General features: G+C 47.9%; 14 protein-coding genes. 3 read left to right on the top strand and 11 right to left on the bottom strand.

The annotated features are described in order from the left end of the window. Nucleotides 1–53: 53 nt before the first annotated feature. The 8 genes from ACE04G_RS04600 to ACE04G_RS04565 form a co-directional block, all read right to left on the bottom strand. Nucleotides 54–713: a TVP38/TMEM64 family protein gene (locus ACE04G_RS04600; RefSeq protein ID WP_074092721.1), complete on the bottom strand. Its 660-nt coding sequence runs from the start codon at nucleotides 711–713 to the stop codon at nucleotides 54–56. A gap of 268 nt (nucleotides 714–981) precedes the next feature. Continuing rightward, nucleotides 982–1,383, bottom strand: a complete 402-nt coding sequence (locus tag ACE04G_RS04595) for an HNH endonuclease (RefSeq protein ID WP_047841083.1) — start codon at nucleotides 1,381–1,383, stop codon at nucleotides 982–984. A gap of 1,286 nt (nucleotides 1,384–2,669) precedes the next feature. After that, nucleotides 2,670–2,819 carry a hypothetical protein gene (locus ACE04G_RS04590; protein ID WP_179087885.1) on the bottom strand — a complete coding sequence of 50 codons (150 nt, stop codon included), beginning with the start codon at nucleotides 2,817–2,819 and terminating at the stop codon, nucleotides 2,670–2,672. A 186-nt stretch (nucleotides 2,820–3,005) separates the two neighbouring features. Beyond that, nucleotides 3,006–4,181, bottom strand: a complete 1,176-nt coding sequence (locus ACE04G_RS04585; protein ID WP_449003672.1) for an acyltransferase — start codon at nucleotides 4,179–4,181, stop codon at nucleotides 3,006–3,008. 282 nt (nucleotides 4,182–4,463) lie between these two features. Continuing rightward, the gene (locus ACE04G_RS04580; protein ID WP_339306161.1) at nucleotides 4,464–5,810 is read right to left on the bottom strand and encodes a cryptochrome/photolyase family protein; all 1,347 of its coding nucleotides are present in this window, start codon (nucleotides 5,808–5,810) and stop codon (nucleotides 4,464–4,466) included. Nucleotides 5,811–5,837: 27 nt separating this feature from the next. Continuing rightward, nucleotides 5,838–7,001 carry a response regulator gene (locus ACE04G_RS04575; RefSeq protein WP_339306164.1) on the bottom strand — a complete coding sequence of 388 codons (1,164 nt, stop codon included), beginning with the start codon at nucleotides 6,999–7,001 and terminating at the stop codon, nucleotides 5,838–5,840. 99 nt (nucleotides 7,002–7,100) lie between these two features. Then, the gene (locus ACE04G_RS04570) at nucleotides 7,101–10,196 is read right to left on the bottom strand and encodes an ATP-binding protein (protein WP_449003671.1); all 3,096 of its coding nucleotides are present in this window, start codon (nucleotides 10,194–10,196) and stop codon (nucleotides 7,101–7,103) included. Nucleotides 10,197–10,436: 240 nt separating this feature from the next. Then, nucleotides 10,437–10,865 (bottom strand): SRPBCC family protein, encoded by a 429-nt coding sequence (locus ACE04G_RS04565; protein WP_221819922.1) that lies wholly within the window; start codon nucleotides 10,863–10,865, stop codon nucleotides 10,437–10,439. A gap of 233 nt (nucleotides 10,866–11,098) precedes the next feature. Here ACE04G_RS04565 and ACE04G_RS04560 point away from each other — a divergent pair, with 233 nt between their 5' ends. Then, complete coding sequence (locus ACE04G_RS04560; protein ID WP_449003670.1) at nucleotides 11,099–11,866, top strand: class I SAM-dependent methyltransferase; 768 nt, start codon at nucleotides 11,099–11,101, stop codon at nucleotides 11,864–11,866. Between the two features lie 265 nt (nucleotides 11,867–12,131). Here ACE04G_RS04560 and ACE04G_RS04555 read toward each other — a convergent pair whose 3' ends face one another. Together ACE04G_RS04555 and ACE04G_RS04550 are read right to left on the bottom strand one after the other, a co-directional pair. Continuing rightward, nucleotides 12,132–13,166 (bottom strand): NADH:flavin oxidoreductase/NADH oxidase, encoded by a 1,035-nt coding sequence (locus tag ACE04G_RS04555; RefSeq protein WP_339306168.1) that lies wholly within the window; start codon nucleotides 13,164–13,166, stop codon nucleotides 12,132–12,134. Nucleotides 13,167–13,214: 48 nt separating this feature from the next. Then, nucleotides 13,215–13,406 carry a tautomerase family protein gene (locus ACE04G_RS04550; RefSeq protein WP_017691642.1) on the bottom strand — a complete coding sequence of 64 codons (192 nt, stop codon included), beginning with the start codon at nucleotides 13,404–13,406 and terminating at the stop codon, nucleotides 13,215–13,217. Between the two features lie 488 nt (nucleotides 13,407–13,894). Between ACE04G_RS04550 and pepT the strand changes: the two genes are divergently transcribed. Continuing rightward, nucleotides 13,895–15,133 carry a peptidase T gene (gene pepT, locus ACE04G_RS04545; RefSeq protein ID WP_221819932.1) on the top strand — a complete coding sequence of 413 codons (1,239 nt, stop codon included), beginning with the start codon at nucleotides 13,895–13,897 and terminating at the stop codon, nucleotides 15,131–15,133. Nucleotides 15,134–15,269: 136 nt separating this feature from the next. Here pepT and ACE04G_RS04540 read toward each other — a convergent pair whose 3' ends face one another. Then, complete coding sequence (locus ACE04G_RS04540; RefSeq protein WP_339306172.1) at nucleotides 15,270–15,962, bottom strand: Crp/Fnr family transcriptional regulator; 693 nt, start codon at nucleotides 15,960–15,962, stop codon at nucleotides 15,270–15,272. A 285-nt stretch (nucleotides 15,963–16,247) separates the two neighbouring features. Here ACE04G_RS04540 and ACE04G_RS04535 point away from each other — a divergent pair, with 285 nt between their 5' ends. Next, entirely contained in the window at nucleotides 16,248–17,087 is an 840-nt protein-coding gene (locus ACE04G_RS04535; protein WP_449003669.1) for a methyl-accepting chemotaxis protein, read from the top strand. Nucleotides 17,088–17,103 lie beyond the last annotated feature (16 nt).

Below are 17,103 nucleotides of genomic sequence, written 5' to 3'. Positions count from 1 at the left end.
CTCCTTCGATCTAACAGGATTACTGACATCCTATACTGCGTACTGATCATTTTTTATGAAGAAATCGATTTGCCAGTTGGTTGATTCAGATCATGTAGATCTTCACCATCTGACGATGACCGGGTAAAGTGTCGCTCCAGTTTGCGGCTTGCCCACAGGGATACCGCAATAAACAGCAATACGCCTACCCAGCGTATAGGGTGCTCCAGAAATTGTTCCACATTGGAACCGATATACGTAACAGAGAAGATCATGATCGCTTTACCACAGCCCACCGCAAGCAGGAAGGATAACAATCGCATTCGCGCGATACCTGCCGCCACGTTAATAATGACAAACGGACCTACCGGGAAGATACTCAGCAGAAAAACATAACTGAATGCATTCCTTCGAATCCATACCATGCTGCGTTGTACACGAGGTTTGCGTGCCCATCGCTCTACAAAAGCGGATTTCCCAATCTCCCGTACGATCAGGAATGTAACGGTACAACCGAGCACCATGCCGATCCATGAATATATAAATCCTGCCCACAGACCATATACCGCACCGTTTACGCCCACAATCAACAGCGTTGGAAGCGGCGGTACAAATGATTTCATAAACGTAAGCAAAATTCCCGGTAACGGGCCCAGGGAGCGAAACTTCTCCAGCCAGAAACGAATATTTTCTTCCGTAATATATGACATAATGTCCAATGCTGCCGGGGTCATCTGCATCCATCCAATCTATACAGTCTAAGTTCTCAGGCTTGATGTTCACTATACATTTCATCATTCTTATGGATGATGAAGCTTCGTTAGCAACTCCCTCCCAGTATAACGTACATCTTCAATGAACACCGATGTCAATTTGAAGAAATTATTGCACGGCAAACTCACTTCCCACCCCAATCAAAATTAAATCAAAAAAAGCACACCTCGACCTCTGTGGTCTTGGTGTGCTTTTCATATCGAAACCCCGATCCTTCTTCGGGGGTATTTATCCTTCTTCCAGCTGCGCTTCCTGCATGGCCAGTTCAATCAACTCTGCCTGATGGGCAGCATTCCATTCGGGAATACCGGAACGCATGAACTCTTCGGCATCCATCGCTGCTTTGGACTGGTTGCACAGATTACAGGCGCAGACACAGTTGAGCGGGGTGGTATGTCCACCTTTGGCACGCGGCAGCAGATGGTCAATCGTATCTCCATACGATCCACAGAAGTAACAGGTGTAGTGATCCCGGGTTAAAATATACCGCTTGAAATCCTTGTTGCTGAACAATCGGCGAATCGTGTACCGATTGACCACCACAGCGGCTTTTTCCTTGACCAGCGTGACCGCAAGCTCCATGTCCACTTCCTGATGCCAACGTCTGCCCTTGTCGGTCTTGCCTCGCATCCGTACCATTCCTTGCCGGTTGGTCCGGAGCGAAGCCGGATCTTCCGGGTCGATGGCTACCGGGGCCGACGGGGTCTGGCGGCGGGGACGGCCATCCGTGCCAGCCCCGTGGCTTCGGCTGGCATGCGCGGGGCGCTGCCCAGATACACCGCGGGCAGCGTCTTCGCCGTTCGCCTTGGGCGCACGCTCCTTGCGCGCCTGGCGCGGCTTGGACCCTGGCGAGCCAGGCTGGCGCACGGGCGCAGGAGGCCCTGCCTCCGCAGCAGCCCCCGGCGCTTGCCCGGGCTCGCGCCCGGTGGCGGCAGGCTTTGCCTCCGCCGCCGTAGGCGCAGCGACCGTGGTGGCATCGCCACGGTCGCTCAGTGCCGGCGCATGGGCCTCAGCAGCTACGCTGCGGGCCTGCCCTGCGCCGGGCGCGAGCGCGGCAGCACGCTTGCGGCGCCGCTTGCGCTTGCGTTTGGCTGCGGTCGGTTGATCCGCAGCCATGGGCTCTGCTGCCGGGCCTTGCGGCTCAGCTGGCAGCAGAGCTTGGTGGGCCGCCGCCGCTTGCTCGGCGGCCTGCACTGCAGCGGCAGCTCGCGCGCTTGCCCGCTGTGCAGTGCCTTTCTCATTCGCAGAAGCACGCCCCTGCGAATGCCCTTCTTCCCCACGCCAGTGCTCGCCTGGCTGTGGCTCAACCAAGACCTCACCTGCCAAACCATCCTGCTCCAGACTCGTCTCTCTCAGCTCATTCCCCGTTATGCTCTCTGATCGCTTGCTCTTCCTCCGTCTTCTCCTCTTCTTCGGAATACCCGAAGAAGAGGGTGAGGAAGTCACCAAGTCAGCATGTTCATTGTCATTCGAAGATGACGATTCTACTGATGGTTGAGACACCAGAATTCTGTCAGACTCAGCCAACGTAGCAGATCCCTGCTCCATACCATGGGAGGTACGACCTGCCTCATTTCTCACTGAGGCAGACGGACTGTCAGTAACCTCACGGGTCTCCAAGCCATCCCGTTGACGCTCCATCCGTTCATTCGTTCGCCCGCTCACACTTGAACCTGCCTCGTGGTCAGCCTGTCCACCAAGCTGGCGACAGCTACGGCAGGCTCCCCGCCTGGCTCCGGGACCTGCCCGCTTTCCGGTTCTGCGCCGGAATTCGGACATTGGCCGCTTTTGTCCGCAATACATACACGTTTTGCTCAGTCGCGCTTCTTGTTCCGTCTTTCCTTGCCGGAAAGGGGCTGGACCCGTCTCCATGTTGTCACCTCGGTTCCGTATGAATCCGGTTTCTTTCTATTGTATCACATCTGCTCGTGAACACCCTCATGGCCATAGGCCTGATAATCTTTTGAGTTGTACTCCTGTGTCTGTTCACTGCATTCGTGAAGAATGTGTTCCACATATTCCAATATATCCTGCATCGGTCTCCCGCATTTTTCGCATGTTGTCATTATATTCACCTTAATCCTGTTATCCATAATGTATTATCGTTCCGCCTTATGATTACCCCTCATACATGAAAAAGAAACACTCGTTCCCCACATCCAGCATATCTATATAGACGAAAAAACCGCTCCCCGCTCTCCCCTAAGGTCGACCAAGAAACGGTTTACTATTCCTCTAATTGGAAATGTATCTTAACGTACGTCCAATTGTCCCGAGTTCTGTTGTGGCGCGAGACGTGGTTTCGGTTTTGGCAGATTGCCAAAGATCACCCATGCATATGGAACAAACCTTGCCGTCAATCCAACGACAACCCACGAAGCGATCAGAGCTACACCGAATCCTCCGGCATACCACAGATGCACTAACCAGGAAACACCTGTTTGCGGTGGAAATTCACGATACACCAGCAGGAAGAAGGGATGGATCAGGTAGATCCCGAACGACAGGGCTCCAAGCCGGTTTAGCGGCTTCACGATCAGTGACGGTCCTTTGCGATAGAGCAGATAAGCGACCTGGATAAGTACCAGCGCACAAGCAAAGGTATGCACATTCCAGAAGAATTCATACCACAGTGTGTTGTACGTTGCGATCTTCAGACGCAGCAGATAATAGATATACACATGGCCAAGTCCGGCAATGATCCATACCGCCCAGAGCAGAATCCATGAAGCTACGCGTCCTTTGGTGGCATTGGCCCGACTGATGACAAACCATTGCTTGATTTTAGGGAAATACACCCCGATAAAAGCACCCAGCATGAAATAGGAGAAGTACGAGAACGCCCAGCTTCCCTTGTTGGGTACCTGGAATCCATATTTATTACTTACGATGAATGCCCATTGAATCAATAGTCCAATCGGAACAGACCATTTCACCACAGAAGGATATTTCTTAAGCAACCATAACACCAATGGGAATAATAGATAAAATTGCATGTTAATAAACACAAAGTACAGATGTGTATAGGCCTTGCCCGTAAACAATTTCGTGATAAAACTTACTGCCGATTCGCCGAAAGGTCGGCCCTGATAATGCGTGAAATGCAGCAACACAAAATACATTAATGAGAACAGGAAATACGGAAGCAAAATATACACAAATCTTTTCTTGTAGAAGTTACTCACGAGTTTCTTATCCAACGGACGAGAATAATAGTTATAGAACAGTACAAAACTGCTCATAAAAATAAAGGTTGGCGTACCATATTTCATAAAGATATTAATAAAGTTGTACAGCCAGTAGTAGCCTGAACCCGTCATGTCCACCGTCGCATAGGACGTGGAATGCACGCACAGTACGCCGATAATTGCCATGGCACGCACCAGATTCAGTTCTGGAATTCGCTCTCTTTTCAGTGTTTCACTCATGTTTACGTTTCTCCTTAATGTGTTCGTCAATATGTCAGATATGACTTAATACAATAAAGCTCTCTATCTATTAAAAGCCATAATGCTTAAGATGGATAGTCCATTTTCTTAACAATTCCTAAATTTTCAACACATTTCACACTATTTTCATGTCTATATATGTAAAAAAGACCGCGAGTACGCGGTCTGTGGAACATCCTGCTCTCAACCAAATGAATATTGGATCAAACGGATGAGAATGGTAAATTTGGGTTTGGGCATGCATCCCGCCCCTGACTCAGTCTACTTCGAACGACTCGCCAGAATCTGTTTATACACGTCAATAGCTACCTGTCTCGATACCTTCAGATCAACGATGGCATCCTTGCGCGGCTGATGGATGTCCTTGCTATGCAGATCCTTCAATTCAGGCAACCACTTGCGAATATAATCACCTTGCGGATCATATTTCTCGGATTGTGTTACTGGATTGTTCACCCGAAAATACGGAGCCGCATTCTCACCAAGCGAAGCACACCATAACCAGTTACCACGGTTTTGAATGTTATCATAATCACTCAGCTTGCGCCTGAAATAGGCTTCACCCAAGGTGAACGGGCATTGCAGGTTTTTGGTGAGAAACATCGCCGTGAGAATTCGCAGCCGGTTGGGCATATGTCCGGTTTCATTCAGTTCCGTCATCGCTGCATCAATAATCGGAATGCCTGTCTCCGCCTTGCACCACCGTTCAAAGTGATTATCATGGAGAGTCGAGAGATCGTACACCTTTTCATATGTAAAATAGTGACTCTCATAGACCGCTCGATACAGATAGAAGTCGCGGAAGCACAACTGCCTGATCCATTCCCCCGCTTCTGCGGTGCGACTCGCCGCATCATACATCTTGCGAATGGATACGGCCCCCACAGCCACGTAAGAACTGAGATGACTCGGCTCGTAAGCCTCATATTCATCCCGATGATCACCGTATTCAGCAATTCGATCCGATAAAAATTGATCCAACAGCAGATGAGGGTCCTCGTCATTCGAACCACTGCCCTCCAGCAACTCTGGAGGTACCTGCATTACATCCGGCCATTCAATCTGACGATCACTCACCTTCAACGCTGCAACCGTTGTTGCCGAAGGAGGGTTGGGATGTTCATTCATGAATTCCACCCACCGCCGATGGAAAGCCGCAAATACCTTATATGGCTCCGACTTGCCTGTAAAGTTGGCAAATCCATTCAGATCCATCAGCAGATGATCCGTCAGTTGTGTGAACGAAACCTCGTGCGCCTCACTGACTATGCGTATGGCCCTATCCCGCTCGATTGCATATGGCGTCATGTCCCGATGGACCACAATCTCGTCAATCTCACCTTTGAATTCGTTCAGAATGAAATCTACCACTTCAGCCGGTTTGCCGTAAGCAACATGCAGTTTTCGTTTGGCTTCAAGATACTGTCTGCCTAATTCCGCCGCATGCCGCCTGAAATTCACACCGCTGTGTTCCTTCTCTCGGCCTCGCCGCAGGAGGAAAGGATCATAGATGAGAACATGCACACTCTCTTCTTGGTGTTCCCGCAAATAATCGAATGCGGCCAGATCATCCGTACGCAAGTCTTTGCGGTGTATGAATAGCTTCATGTCTCACCCTCCTGTCTGAACTTACGTTTATTGCTCCGTCAGGTCCTGATACAACCTGCTTGTTTCGGGCTCGGGCTGATACCCCAGATCCTCATTTAATGTCAATGTAAATGAATGATATAAACGAAGTATGCCTTGCTGATCATCCATGGACGCATACACTTCCATCATGAGTCGACAGATCTCTTCCGAATAAGGCTCCCGTTCCTGCAATATCGTTAATTGCTCAATCGCTACCTTGCCACGACCATGCTCCATGTCCCATCTCGCGATATCCATAACCAGCGCTGTATACTTGCGTCTGAGTTCCCTTGCTTTGGCCTGTGCCCAATGATAATCATGCTCTTCCAGATAATCGCCACGATAAAGCGGAATCATATGCCTCAAGTCTTCAACACTGTCTGATGTGATGACGTTGTAGACCATGGCTTTTTCAAATTGATCCACATCACTTACCAGATTGCCAGATAACAGACGATAACGGTTCATATTGTACTCCAGCTTACCTGTCATGTTCCATTCCTTAAGCAGCTTTCGAATCTGGTACACGGAAGTATGTAGATGGGTTAATCCCTTTTCCTGGGAAACATCACCCCATAGCTTATCCAGCAGAATCTCCTTGCTTACCCATTCTTCCCTGTGATGAAACAAAAAAGCAAACAATTCCTGTGATTTGGTTGTGCGCCACTTATGTTTCTTGGCACCCTGATCCAAGCTTCTGTAGATATCCAGATGTTTGAACGTAAGCAGCCCCGGAACTTCAGTATCCAACTCCACAGATACAGGTTCCGATTGCTGTACCTCGGTGGTGGCTGCAACTTGGGAAGTATGCAACATTATGCCCGCAATTCGATCAATGGTTTTGGCCAATCGGGCGGAGCTTACCGGTTTCAGTACATAATCCAGAGCATGCAGCTCAAATGCTTCCACTGCATGGTCCGCATAAGCCGTAACAAAGATGATACGAATACTCTGATCCAATTGCTGTATATATTCAGCCGCTTCCAGGCCATTCATCTCCGGCATTCCAATGTCCAAAAATACAACATCTACACGTTCCTTTGCCAGAAAATGCAGACCATCACGAGCTGTTGAAAAACATTGCACGGGTGTAATTCGTCCGTCCGTTCGTAGTAGTCGCTCCAGATGAAGCTGCGCTGGCTTCTCATCATCGATCACAATGGCTCTCATCGTTCTTTCAGCCTCCTGCCATGAAAGATTCAATAGGAATACCGATTTTATCAGCACCCGCTTATTAATCTGTTAACCATAATTGCTTCACTCTGCACATTAATTGGAATAATCCACCTTTTGCACAGGGATACGGAATCGGATCTGCGTGCCTTTACCCACATGGCTATGAATCTCCAGTCCCTGACCATATAGAGACATCAGGCGACGGTTTATATTTTGCAGCCCGACACCTCCCGGACCTTCGGTGCGCCCAGACTTGACCTGAGCCATACGCTCAGGAGGGATACCAACACCATCATCCTGGACCTGTACAACTACATGCTCACTCTCTTGGAAAATCCTAAGATGAACTGTCCCACCAGCTGCCCGCTCCATCACGCCGTGGCGAATGGCATTCTCCACAAGTGGCTGAATACTGAGAGGTGGCAGATAGAGCTGTATGTCTGGTTCCACCTCATACTCGACCACGAGTCTTTCCTCAAATCTGGCCTGTTCCAGATGCACGTAAGACTCCACCAATTCCAACTCTTTGGTCAAAGGAACAAGCTGCTCCCTGTTCTGGAAGTCAAAACTTCCGCGCAGGTAATGACTCAATTCAATCAGCAGATCGGTTGCTTTGTCCGGATTCACTGCACAGGTCGCGATAATAACATTGAGTGCATTATATAGAAAGTGCGGCTTGATCTGGGCCTGCAAAAAGGCCATTTCGGTCCGAATAGCCTCCTGCACAGAACTCCGCATCTCAATTAACGTCCGAACCCGGGCACGCAATTCACCAGCATCCACCGGTTTGCTCAGGAAGTCATTGGCTCCCGCCTGGAATCCGTGTTTGATATCCTCAGGCAACCCGCGGGCGGTCAGCATCAGAATCGGTAACTCCGACAAGGAACTCTGCTCGCGCAATTTGCGACATAACTCAAGCCCGGACATCTTAGGCATCATCCAGTCCGTAATAACAAGATCAATGGACGGGAACTCCTCACGGAGTTTCAATGCAGTGGACCCGCTGTCCGCTGCAATCACGCGATATCGTTCTGTCGACAATAGGTTAAGCAATACCTGTCGATTCACGGGGTCATCGTCTACAATCAGAATCGTATGCTCCGCTTCCGGAAGATCATCCGGCTCATCTGACTCTCTTGTCACAAGCTCCTTCGCCCCTGCCCCCTGTGCAGCAACATATCGGGCGGCAACTGGTTTCGAATGAGATTGCAACATAGGCAACTTCATAACAGGCAGGGTGAAATGAAAGGTCGAACCTTGCCCCGGCGCCGATTCAACCCAGATCTCACCACCGCCAAGCTCAACGAGTTTTCGCGTAATACTCAGACCCAGTCCGGTTCCATTGCTCAATCGCTCGATCGTGCCGTTACTCTGCTCATACGCCTGGAAGATATCCTCCTGTTTGTCCAAGGTAATGCCTACCCCTGTATCCGCGACCGATACCTTCACCCAATCCCCCTCCACACTGGCGTACAATCGAATCTCACCCTGCTCAGTGTACTTATAGGCGTTACCCAGCAAGTTATACAGAACTTGCCTTAGGCGATCTTCATCTGCCTCAACAAGCGGCAACGACTGGGGCCATTGTTGAATCAATATAACCGGCTTGTCCTCAAACGTGAAACCCGAGACTTCAACCACAGTACGAGCAACGGATTCCAGATCGACAGCTACCCGTTTTAACTCGATCTCACTATTTTTTAATTTGGAAAAATCCAAAATATCGTTAACCAGCAGTGAAAGGCGCTTGCCGGTTGAAGTAATCATGGAGAGATTTTTGGCTTGCTTGGGCGTGACTGCTCCGGCCGCCCCTTCCAGCATGGATTGCGCAATATTAATGATGCCATGGAGGGGCGTTCGCAGCTCATGAGACGTGTTCGCCATGAACTCGTCCTTCAGGCTGTCGATGGCAAGCAAACGCTCTGACAGGGCTTCCACGTCTCGGAATGATTGTGCAAAGCGGATTGCGGTCACTATCATCTGGGCAAATACAAATAATAAAAGTTCAATCAGCGCAAAGAACGCTGTGTCTAGGGTAGTGAACGCACCAAGCGTATACAACACAACAACCATGAGTATGCTCATCATACTCACCAGTGCAAAGTGGCTGTCATTCGGCCGGCCTTTCAACCAATAGAACATGGCTCGCAGCGTATACAACATGACAACAAGCGAGATCAGCAACATGGGAAGCTCAAGAGACGAGAACAGTGTCGGAGGAAGCGTAAGACCCACAATAGTCTGGGTAACGATTAGCACTACAGCCAGACGAACAAACCACTGATGAACTGCTCCTGGCACACGGGCATCCATATACCGAAGCAAAAAGTAATAGGCAGCGGCTGAACTAAGGAGCTGAATCCGAAGTATCTCATTATTGGTCAGGAACGGTACAAACGTACCCAGTAACTTCTCCCCATGTGTCAGGGCGTATAGCGCACCAGAAAGGCTGAATAATCCGAGAAAACGAAGCTCCTTCTCCGTACGTCGTAATCTGAACAGAAGTAGAAAAAAGGCGGCTGGCAAGATAAAACCGAATAAGGCCATCAGATCCTTGAGCCAACCTTGTTGCTGACTTTTCAGAATACTATGCTCGTCTCCAAACAAAATAGGCGCTACAATGCCCCCAGACGAGTAACTATAATTTGATACCTGAATGATAATGTCAGCCGTACTGCCCTCAATGGACGTGAATCCTGTAAAGGGCAGATTTAATTGTATATCTGTTGCCTTGGTCTTTCCTGGCAGGCCTTTGCCACCAATCTCTTTACCATCGATAAATACCCGGTGGGCCATGCGTATATTCTGCGTGCGTATACCATAATCGTTTTTCATCGTCCGGGGTGTAAGCTGAACTTGCAAATGATAGGTTCCATACCCATGCGCCTGCCCCAAAGATTTGTTCCATCGGGCAGGAACTTGAGTGCCAGACGAAGCCGGCAAAGGCTTGCGACCGGATACATTTGCTTCAATATCTGCCGGACTCAGCAACTGCCCAGGGTAGAAATCCCAGACACCCTTTAGAGACGCTGCACCCTTGCGATCAAAGTCCCAATGGGTCAGGTCAATTCTTCCATCTGCAGCCTGGGGGTTACTCCGCTCACTAATTAACGTCTGAGCGATCCAACCCAGCGGAACAATGACAATGCATATGAAACTTATGGTCAGCATAATCCAGTGTTTTCTCATCTATGTATTCCTTCCATTCACAATGGCGAGAGACGTCTAATTTTGTCGATTTATCACTATAATTCATGTTACACGTTTCTGCTGCTCACGGAAATAGTTTCCGTATCAAAATCGGCCAACTTCCTTATAATTTTAAGGATCTCTATCTGTTTTCGCCAGCTCTTGGTACACCAAGAAACCCCAGGCCGAATTTCACCGGAATGAACGGGCGAAATGACCTGGGGGTGATTGAATGAAGATTTATTTAACAACTTGGGCAAGCTTCTGAACGATTCCGGCCCATCCCTGTTCCATACGTTCGCGTACGATAGCGTGGGCCTGTCCAAACTCGGTCAGTTTATCCGCATCCCAACCGCTGTGAATCAGCGTGAAATCCGTACCTTCGGGCTGTTCATTCAGTTGGAACGTCAACGTCCAGTCCTTACCCCAGCGGAAGGACAGCTTGTGCAGCGGATGAACTTCCGTCACCTGACATGGTGATTGGCCGAAGGGGCCTGCTTCCAATATAAACTCGTGACCTTCCACGGGTTCCAGATTGCCTGGCATGAACCAGGTTTTCAGTCCCTGCTCGGTCGAGACCTTTTCCCACACCTTATCTACAGGTGCATGGAGTACCAGTTCCTGCCGGATATCTGGCAGTGCACTTGATGAACTTGATGATGAATCCATTCGAATCACCTCCTTATACATTTCATTTCCATTTCGTATAACTACCCGAATAGAAGTTGACCTCCACTTTATCCCCACCCTATAATTGGAACATATTCCATAAAAGGTGCGTGAATCCTATGATAGTCTGCTCTGAAAAATCCATTTCCAACCGTTGCCGGAAGGGATAATCTTAACGAGTTCCCTTTCACGTTTGCAATTCATTATATCAAAATGTGGGGGACACCTATACTATGTCATTCAGTTATTACGGTCCATTATGCACCACCGTTTATGATCTAACAAAACCTGTGGGACACTCCTTGGGAGGAGACATTGAATTCTATCGCCATTATCTTCAGCGCTGCAAAGGACGTATCCTTGAAGCCATGTCGGGATCAGGCCGAGTGCTCATTCCTTTGCTTGAAGCAGGCTTGAAGGTGGATGGAATTGATTATTCAATGGATATGATTGACTCCTGCCGTTCTCGTTGTATGGAGCAGGCATTACCCATGCCTGAGCTGTTCGTTGCCGATCTGGAGAAGCTTGACCTTCCATATCGATACGAGGCAATTATCATTCCCGGAGGTTCTCTGCTCCTCATCCCAGACAGACAGGCGTCGATTAACGTATTACGTAATCTATTTCAGCATTTGGAACCTGGCGGCAAGCTCGTGTTTGATCTGTTTCTGCCCGATGTGACACAACCCTCTTCTGTAGAAACATCAACCGTTTCATTACCCGATGGTGATACGATCACTGTAGAAGTGAAAACCATTGAAGTGAACCTTCTACACCAATATAAGGTAAGTCTGATTCGCTACGAACAATGGCATCAGGGTGCTCTTGTTGCTACGGAGCTGCAACAACTCACCCTACGTTGGTACGGCATAGAAGAGTTACGCCTAATTCTCGAACACATTGGTTTCTCTGACATTAAAGTGTACGCCGACTTTAACCCGGATCAACCACCCACGCAGTCGAATCAAAAATTCGTCTATGAAGCGACTCGAAGAGCGTAGCCATCCGTAATTGGATGGATATGCTTCTCAATATCCAAAATCAGGCCACAGCATGAGGTTTAACCCATGCTGTGGCCTTTTTTTACTATATAAAATTTGCAATAACATTTACACGAAAACGAAGAGGACAGAAATAACTTGAAGAAGCTAAGCTACAAGCTTTCTGCAAGAAAGCTACATCGAAAGCATACACTTCGCCTTTATCCTCAGATCGGAAAGTTATTCTGTCATCGGAGTGGCAAGTGTAAATACAATTTAGAGCAAATTAGTATCCACGAGAATATTGCTCTGCAATCGCAGCTTGATCCTTGCTGACGCCCAGTTCCAGAGCAGCATGGTTTGCCCAGTAAGGGTCACGCAGCATACCTCTGCCAACAGCAACCAGATCCGCATCGCCGTTGCCAATCACCGCCTGAGCCAATGCTGCATCCTCCAGCATACCCACTGCGATTACAGGAACGTTCAGCTCTTCACGGAAGCGACGGGCAAATGGTACCTGATACCCTGGATAGTTCCCTGGTTTCCGCTGACCGGAAGGTCCTTCGCCGCCTGAACTGATATGGAACATGTCCACGCCTGCATCTTGGTAGGCACGAGCGATATTGATGGTGTGGTCGATGTCGTATCCACCATCCGCGTATTCTACAGCTGAAATCCGCAAAATCAGCGGCATATCTGCTGGCATTTCTTTTTTCACTGCACGAATGACTTCTACGCCAAAACGGGACAGATCCTGCCCATATACATCCTCACGTTGGTTCATCAGCGGGGAATGGAACTGGTGGATCAGATATCCATGTGCACCGTGCAGTTCAATGGTATCTACGCCAGCCTGTACTGCGCGGCGAACACCGTCTGCAAACTTCTGCACCATGGCTTCTACCTCTTCGGTACTTAACGCGCGTGGTTCCTTGTACTTTTCTCCCGGGAATGTAACTACCGATGGGGCAACCGGCTGCGGAGCATCCTCTGCTTTTCGTCCTGCATGTGCGATCTGAATAGCTACTTTGGAGCCGTAGGCATGGATTCCGTCTACAAGTTTGGTGAAGGCAGGCACATGCTCATCTGACCATATACCCAAGTCATTATCGGTAATACGTCCATCCGGATCTACATCGGTCATCTCGATTACAATCAGTCCTGTTCCTCCAACCGCACGGCTCACATAGTGAACCTGATGCCAATCGTTCGGAATGCCGTCCTTCGCCGTCACGGAATATTGGCACATGGGTGCCATGACGACACGGTTATTTAATTGCAGACTCTTGAATTGATAAGGGGAAAATAATTGTTCAGTCATTAATATTACATCTCCTGTTCCATGATCATGATATATATGAAGCCTTACTTATTTGTCTAAGTCCGAAAACAGTTTTCCGTTCTTGCCGTAATTGTCCTTCTCCAAATCCTCAATGAAGATAAAGACTTTGCTCGGATCAACATCCAGTGTCTCACAAGCCACCTGAGTCATACGTTCAATCAACTGACGTTTCTGCTCAACCGACTTGCCTTCCAGTACTTTAACCGTGATAAATGGCATGTCTAGAACTCATCCTTTCTTCATCATTTATTATGAACCTCAGTTACAGAAATACAAGTACGTACATTTTTGTGACCTAGTACCCTTTTTGATACCTAGAAATCCTCATATTTCGGTTCTGCCCCATTCTGGAAATGACTACAAAACATGATATGATAACCGTAGAGAACCACAATAATTACTATACCCAATTTACATAAGTTGTGACTAACGGTTACACGATAACGGAGAGGGCAGAAATAACCTGTAGAAGCGGAGCTAAAAGCTTTCTGCAAGAAAGTTACTTCGAAAGCATACACTTCGCCTAAAAGTTTTCTGAAAGAAAGCTGCATCGAAAGCATACGCTATCCCATATTTTTACTTTTGTAAAAGTGGATCAAAAAAATCTGGGGATAACAGCGATCAGAAGGTTATTCTGGCCTCGTAGTGGATCAGTGTAAAATAAGTAGCTCAACTTATATACTACTCAAGCTAGGGAGCGATAATAGATGAAAGATATATTAATTCAAAGACTGAGTACTTATGTTCAGATGGATACCCAATCCGATGAAAATAGCGAGACATGCCCTTCCACACCCGGCCAACTGGCCTTGGGCAAACTGCTCGTTGAAGAATGTAACTCCATTGGTCTGCAAGATGTGACGATGGATGAGAACGGTTATGTCATGGCTACACTGCCATCCAATACCGACAAGGATGTTCCCGTAATTGGTTTCCTGGCTCACCTCGATACAGCGACCGACTTTACTGGCAAAAATGTCAAACCACAGGTTATCGATAACTATGACGGTGCTGACATTGTGCTGAACTCGGAACTGGATGTAGTACTGTCCAACAAGGATTTTCCGGAACTGCACGAGTATAAAGGCCACACCCTGATCACAACCGATGGTACAACATTGCTTGGTGCAGATAATAAAGCAGGCATTGCCGAGATCATGACGGCGATGGCCTATCTGATTGAACACCCGGAAGTGAAACACGGTAAGATTCGGGTTGCTTTTACCCCCGATGAAGAGATTGGCCGTGGACCGCACAAGTTCGATGTAGCTGCTTTTGGAGCCAAATATGCGTACACGGTCGACGGTGGACCACTTGGCGAGCTGGAATACGAGAGCTTTAACGCAGCTGCCGCCAAAATTACCGTACGAGGCACCAATGTACATCCTGGAACTGCGAAGGATAAGATGGTGAACTCCCTGAAAATTGCGATGGAATTGAATCGACGCCTGCCTGTGGAGGAAGCTCCTGAATTCACGGACGGTTATGATGGGTTCTACCATCTGTTGTCTCTGGAGGGTGATGTTGAGCTGACAAAGATGAGCTACATCATCCGTGATTTCGACCGAGAGAAGTTTGAAGAGCGCAAAACAAATCTATTGAATATCGCAAACGAACTGAAGACCAAGTATGGAGAGAAAAGCATCACGGTTGAATTGAATGACCAGTACTATAACATGCGTGAGAAAATTGAACCCGTACGCCAGATCGTCGATATTGCCCATGAAGCCATGACCCGACTGGACATCGAACCTGTTATTCGCCCCATCCGGGGAGGAACAGATGGTTCCCAGCTATCCTATATGGGCATGCCAACACCAAATATTTTCACTGGTGGTGAGAACTACCACGGCAAATTCGAGTATGTATCGGTAGACAATATGGTGAAGGCCACCCGTGTCATTGTAGAGATCGCTCAATTGTTCGAACAACGCGGAGATATCTAATCCACTTGAAGTGTATAGCAAAAAGAGCACCCCTCGGTATATTCGGGAGGGTGCTCTTTGTTATACCGTATTGTAATTTAATGTGTCGCGTCATGTCGCATAGATATACAGGCTTGGTCTTTATTTTAAAATGCCATCACTCATATATATTGCCTCCCGCGATGACACGCAACTGTTCCAGATCACAGATCACTAGCTTTCGCTGCACTTTGAGAATAATATCTCGATTACACAGATCTTGAACGACTCTATTAAGATGTCTATAGCTGGTGCCCAGCATATCTGCCAGTTCGGTGAGCTTGGAGGTCTGGATCTCTTCTGAAGAGGACTCCTCCTGGCCCATGGTGGACAACAGATAGCTGGCAAATCGGCTTTCGACCGGATATAACATATTCAGACTTGACAGGTTGGAAAAGGTGTACAATTTATGCGTAACTTGACTCAGCATAAAGTGGAGAAACCTAGGGTTCTCTGCATACGTATTCTGGAGCGCGCGATAGCTGATACCCAGCAGCAGGCTTCTGCTCACAGACTCTACCGTATTCATAGCCTCCTTGCCATTTATCAGTTCCAAATCTCCCACGAGCGCAAGGGGTGTACTGAAACGAAGCAACAGAGACTTCCCGTTAGGCAGGGTGGTATAGATCTTGAGCTTGCCCTGCACGAGAAAATACAATCGCTCCGGTCGCTCACCTTTGGCACATATCATCTCGCCCTTCGCAGCTTCAAGTAGTCGCAACTCAGCAAGTGCAGGCTTGTCCAGCACCTGATCCAACCCGTTCTCACGGGCGAGTTGCCGCACAAGTCCAAAGTCCATAATTTCTTTCATTCCGACTTCCCCTCCGTTGTCGTATATAACGCATGCAAAAGGACATATGTCCCATAACTGATATACATTCGTACAAATATCTTGATATAAAAATAGTTACAGCTAACACTTATATCCAGTAAATCATTTCAACTGGGAAATATTTTAAAATTTAATCATAAAATGTTCATTCTTTCATGCAAAATGCCGTTCACGAAAGGCCATTACCGTCCGATGAAAGATAGAGCATTCCATAGAGATCGTTAAAAATAATACATTCAAATATTGAAAGGATGGTCCTCTTCCATGAACGTTGTAGATGCCCTGCTTAAAGTAATGCCTTATATCAGTCTGATCCTTAGAGAACCAGCTAGTTTAACTGTATATGATCACGAAAAGGTGTTAGAGGTTATTACCACTGACAAGTTTGACCTTGGTTTTGAAAAAGGAATGCCACTCTTGGAATCGTATCAAAACTTTTCCATCTTAAAAAACGGAAGAGAAGCTACGCTCGCTACTCTCTCCAAGGACGTTTATGGTATCGAACTGGATATTTTGAACATTCCGATCTTTGATGATCACCAGAAAGTTGTTGCTGTTTTCTGTGTATCTTACGACCAATCTAACCAGAACCAACTTGAGAATATTATACAAGAAAATCAAACCATCAATGGTAACCTCGTTGATATGGTGCAGCATGTTGCTGCTCATGCCGAAGAATTGCAAGCAACCAGTGAGCAGATCTTGCAGAACACAAGACTTGCTGTTCAGAACTCTTCCCAAATCAACAAAGTAGCCGGGTTCATTCGTGAAATCTCTGAGCAAACCAACTTGCTTGGCCTGAATGCCGCTATCGAAGCCGCTCGCGTTGGCGAAGCTGGTGCTGGTTTCGGTGTGGTTGCTTCCGAAGTACGCAAACTCTCTGTGGATGCCAAACAAGCTACAAGTGATATCGATACCAGTCTGAGAGATGTACAACAGGTCATCAAACAGATGGAAGTTGAAGTCTCCCAGATTGCAGCCTCTTCACAGGAACAAGCAACGCTTGTATCCTCCTTTACGGATGTGATTGAGCAGCTTAATGAAACAGGGGAGCGAATGAAAGTTCTGTCCGAACAACTGATCAGCTATTCGGTTAAAAAGTAATGCAACAAACAGGACT

This window comes from Paenibacillus sp. AGC31, from assembly GCF_057334655.1.
The sequence above is the reverse complement of the archived record's forward strand: the minus strand, read 5'-3'. Positions and strand labels throughout refer to the sequence as shown.

Bases quoted from the DNA above. Each gene is read 5' to 3' on its own strand.
- ACE04G_RS04585 (WP_449003672.1), bottom strand. From the start codon at position 4,181: ATGAGTGAAACACTGAAAAGAGAGCGAATTCCAGAACTGAATCTGGTG.
- ACE04G_RS04580 (WP_339306161.1), bottom strand. From the start codon at position 5,810: ATGAAGCTATTCATACACCGCAAAGACTTGCGTACGGATGATCTGGCC.
- ACE04G_RS04555 (WP_339306168.1), bottom strand. From the start codon at position 13,166: ATGACTGAACAATTATTTTCCCCTTATCAATTCAAGAGTCTGCAATTA.
- ACE04G_RS04590 (WP_179087885.1), bottom strand. From the start codon at position 2,819: ATGACAACATGCGAAAAATGCGGGAGACCGATGCAGGATATATTGGAA.
- ACE04G_RS04535 (WP_449003669.1), top strand. From the start codon at position 16,248: ATGAACGTTGTAGATGCCCTGCTTAAAGTAATGCCTTATATCAGTCTG.
- ACE04G_RS04570 (WP_449003671.1), bottom strand. From the start codon at position 10,196: ATGAGAAAACACTGGATTATGCTGACCATAAGTTTCATATGCATTGTC.
- ACE04G_RS04575 (WP_339306164.1), bottom strand. From the start codon at position 7,001: ATGAGAGCCATTGTGATCGATGATGAGAAGCCAGCGCAGCTTCATCTG.
- ACE04G_RS04565 (WP_221819922.1), bottom strand. From the start codon at position 10,865: ATGGATTCATCATCAAGTTCATCAAGTGCACTGCCAGATATCCGGCAG.
- pepT (WP_221819932.1), top strand. From the start codon at position 13,895: ATGAAAGATATATTAATTCAAAGACTGAGTACTTATGTTCAGATGGAT.
- ACE04G_RS04600 (WP_074092721.1), bottom strand. From the start codon at position 713: ATGACCCCGGCAGCATTGGACATTATGTCATATATTACGGAAGAAAAT.
- ACE04G_RS04595 (WP_047841083.1), bottom strand. From the start codon at position 1,383: ATGCGAGGCAAGACCGACAAGGGCAGACGTTGGCATCAGGAAGTGGAC.
- ACE04G_RS04550 (WP_017691642.1), bottom strand. From the start codon at position 13,406: ATGCCATTTATCACGGTTAAAGTACTGGAAGGCAAGTCGGTTGAGCAG.
- ACE04G_RS04540 (WP_339306172.1), bottom strand. From the start codon at position 15,962: ATGAAAGAAATTATGGACTTTGGACTTGTGCGGCAACTCGCCCGTGAG.
- ACE04G_RS04560 (WP_449003670.1), top strand. From the start codon at position 11,099: ATGTCATTCAGTTATTACGGTCCATTATGCACCACCGTTTATGATCTA.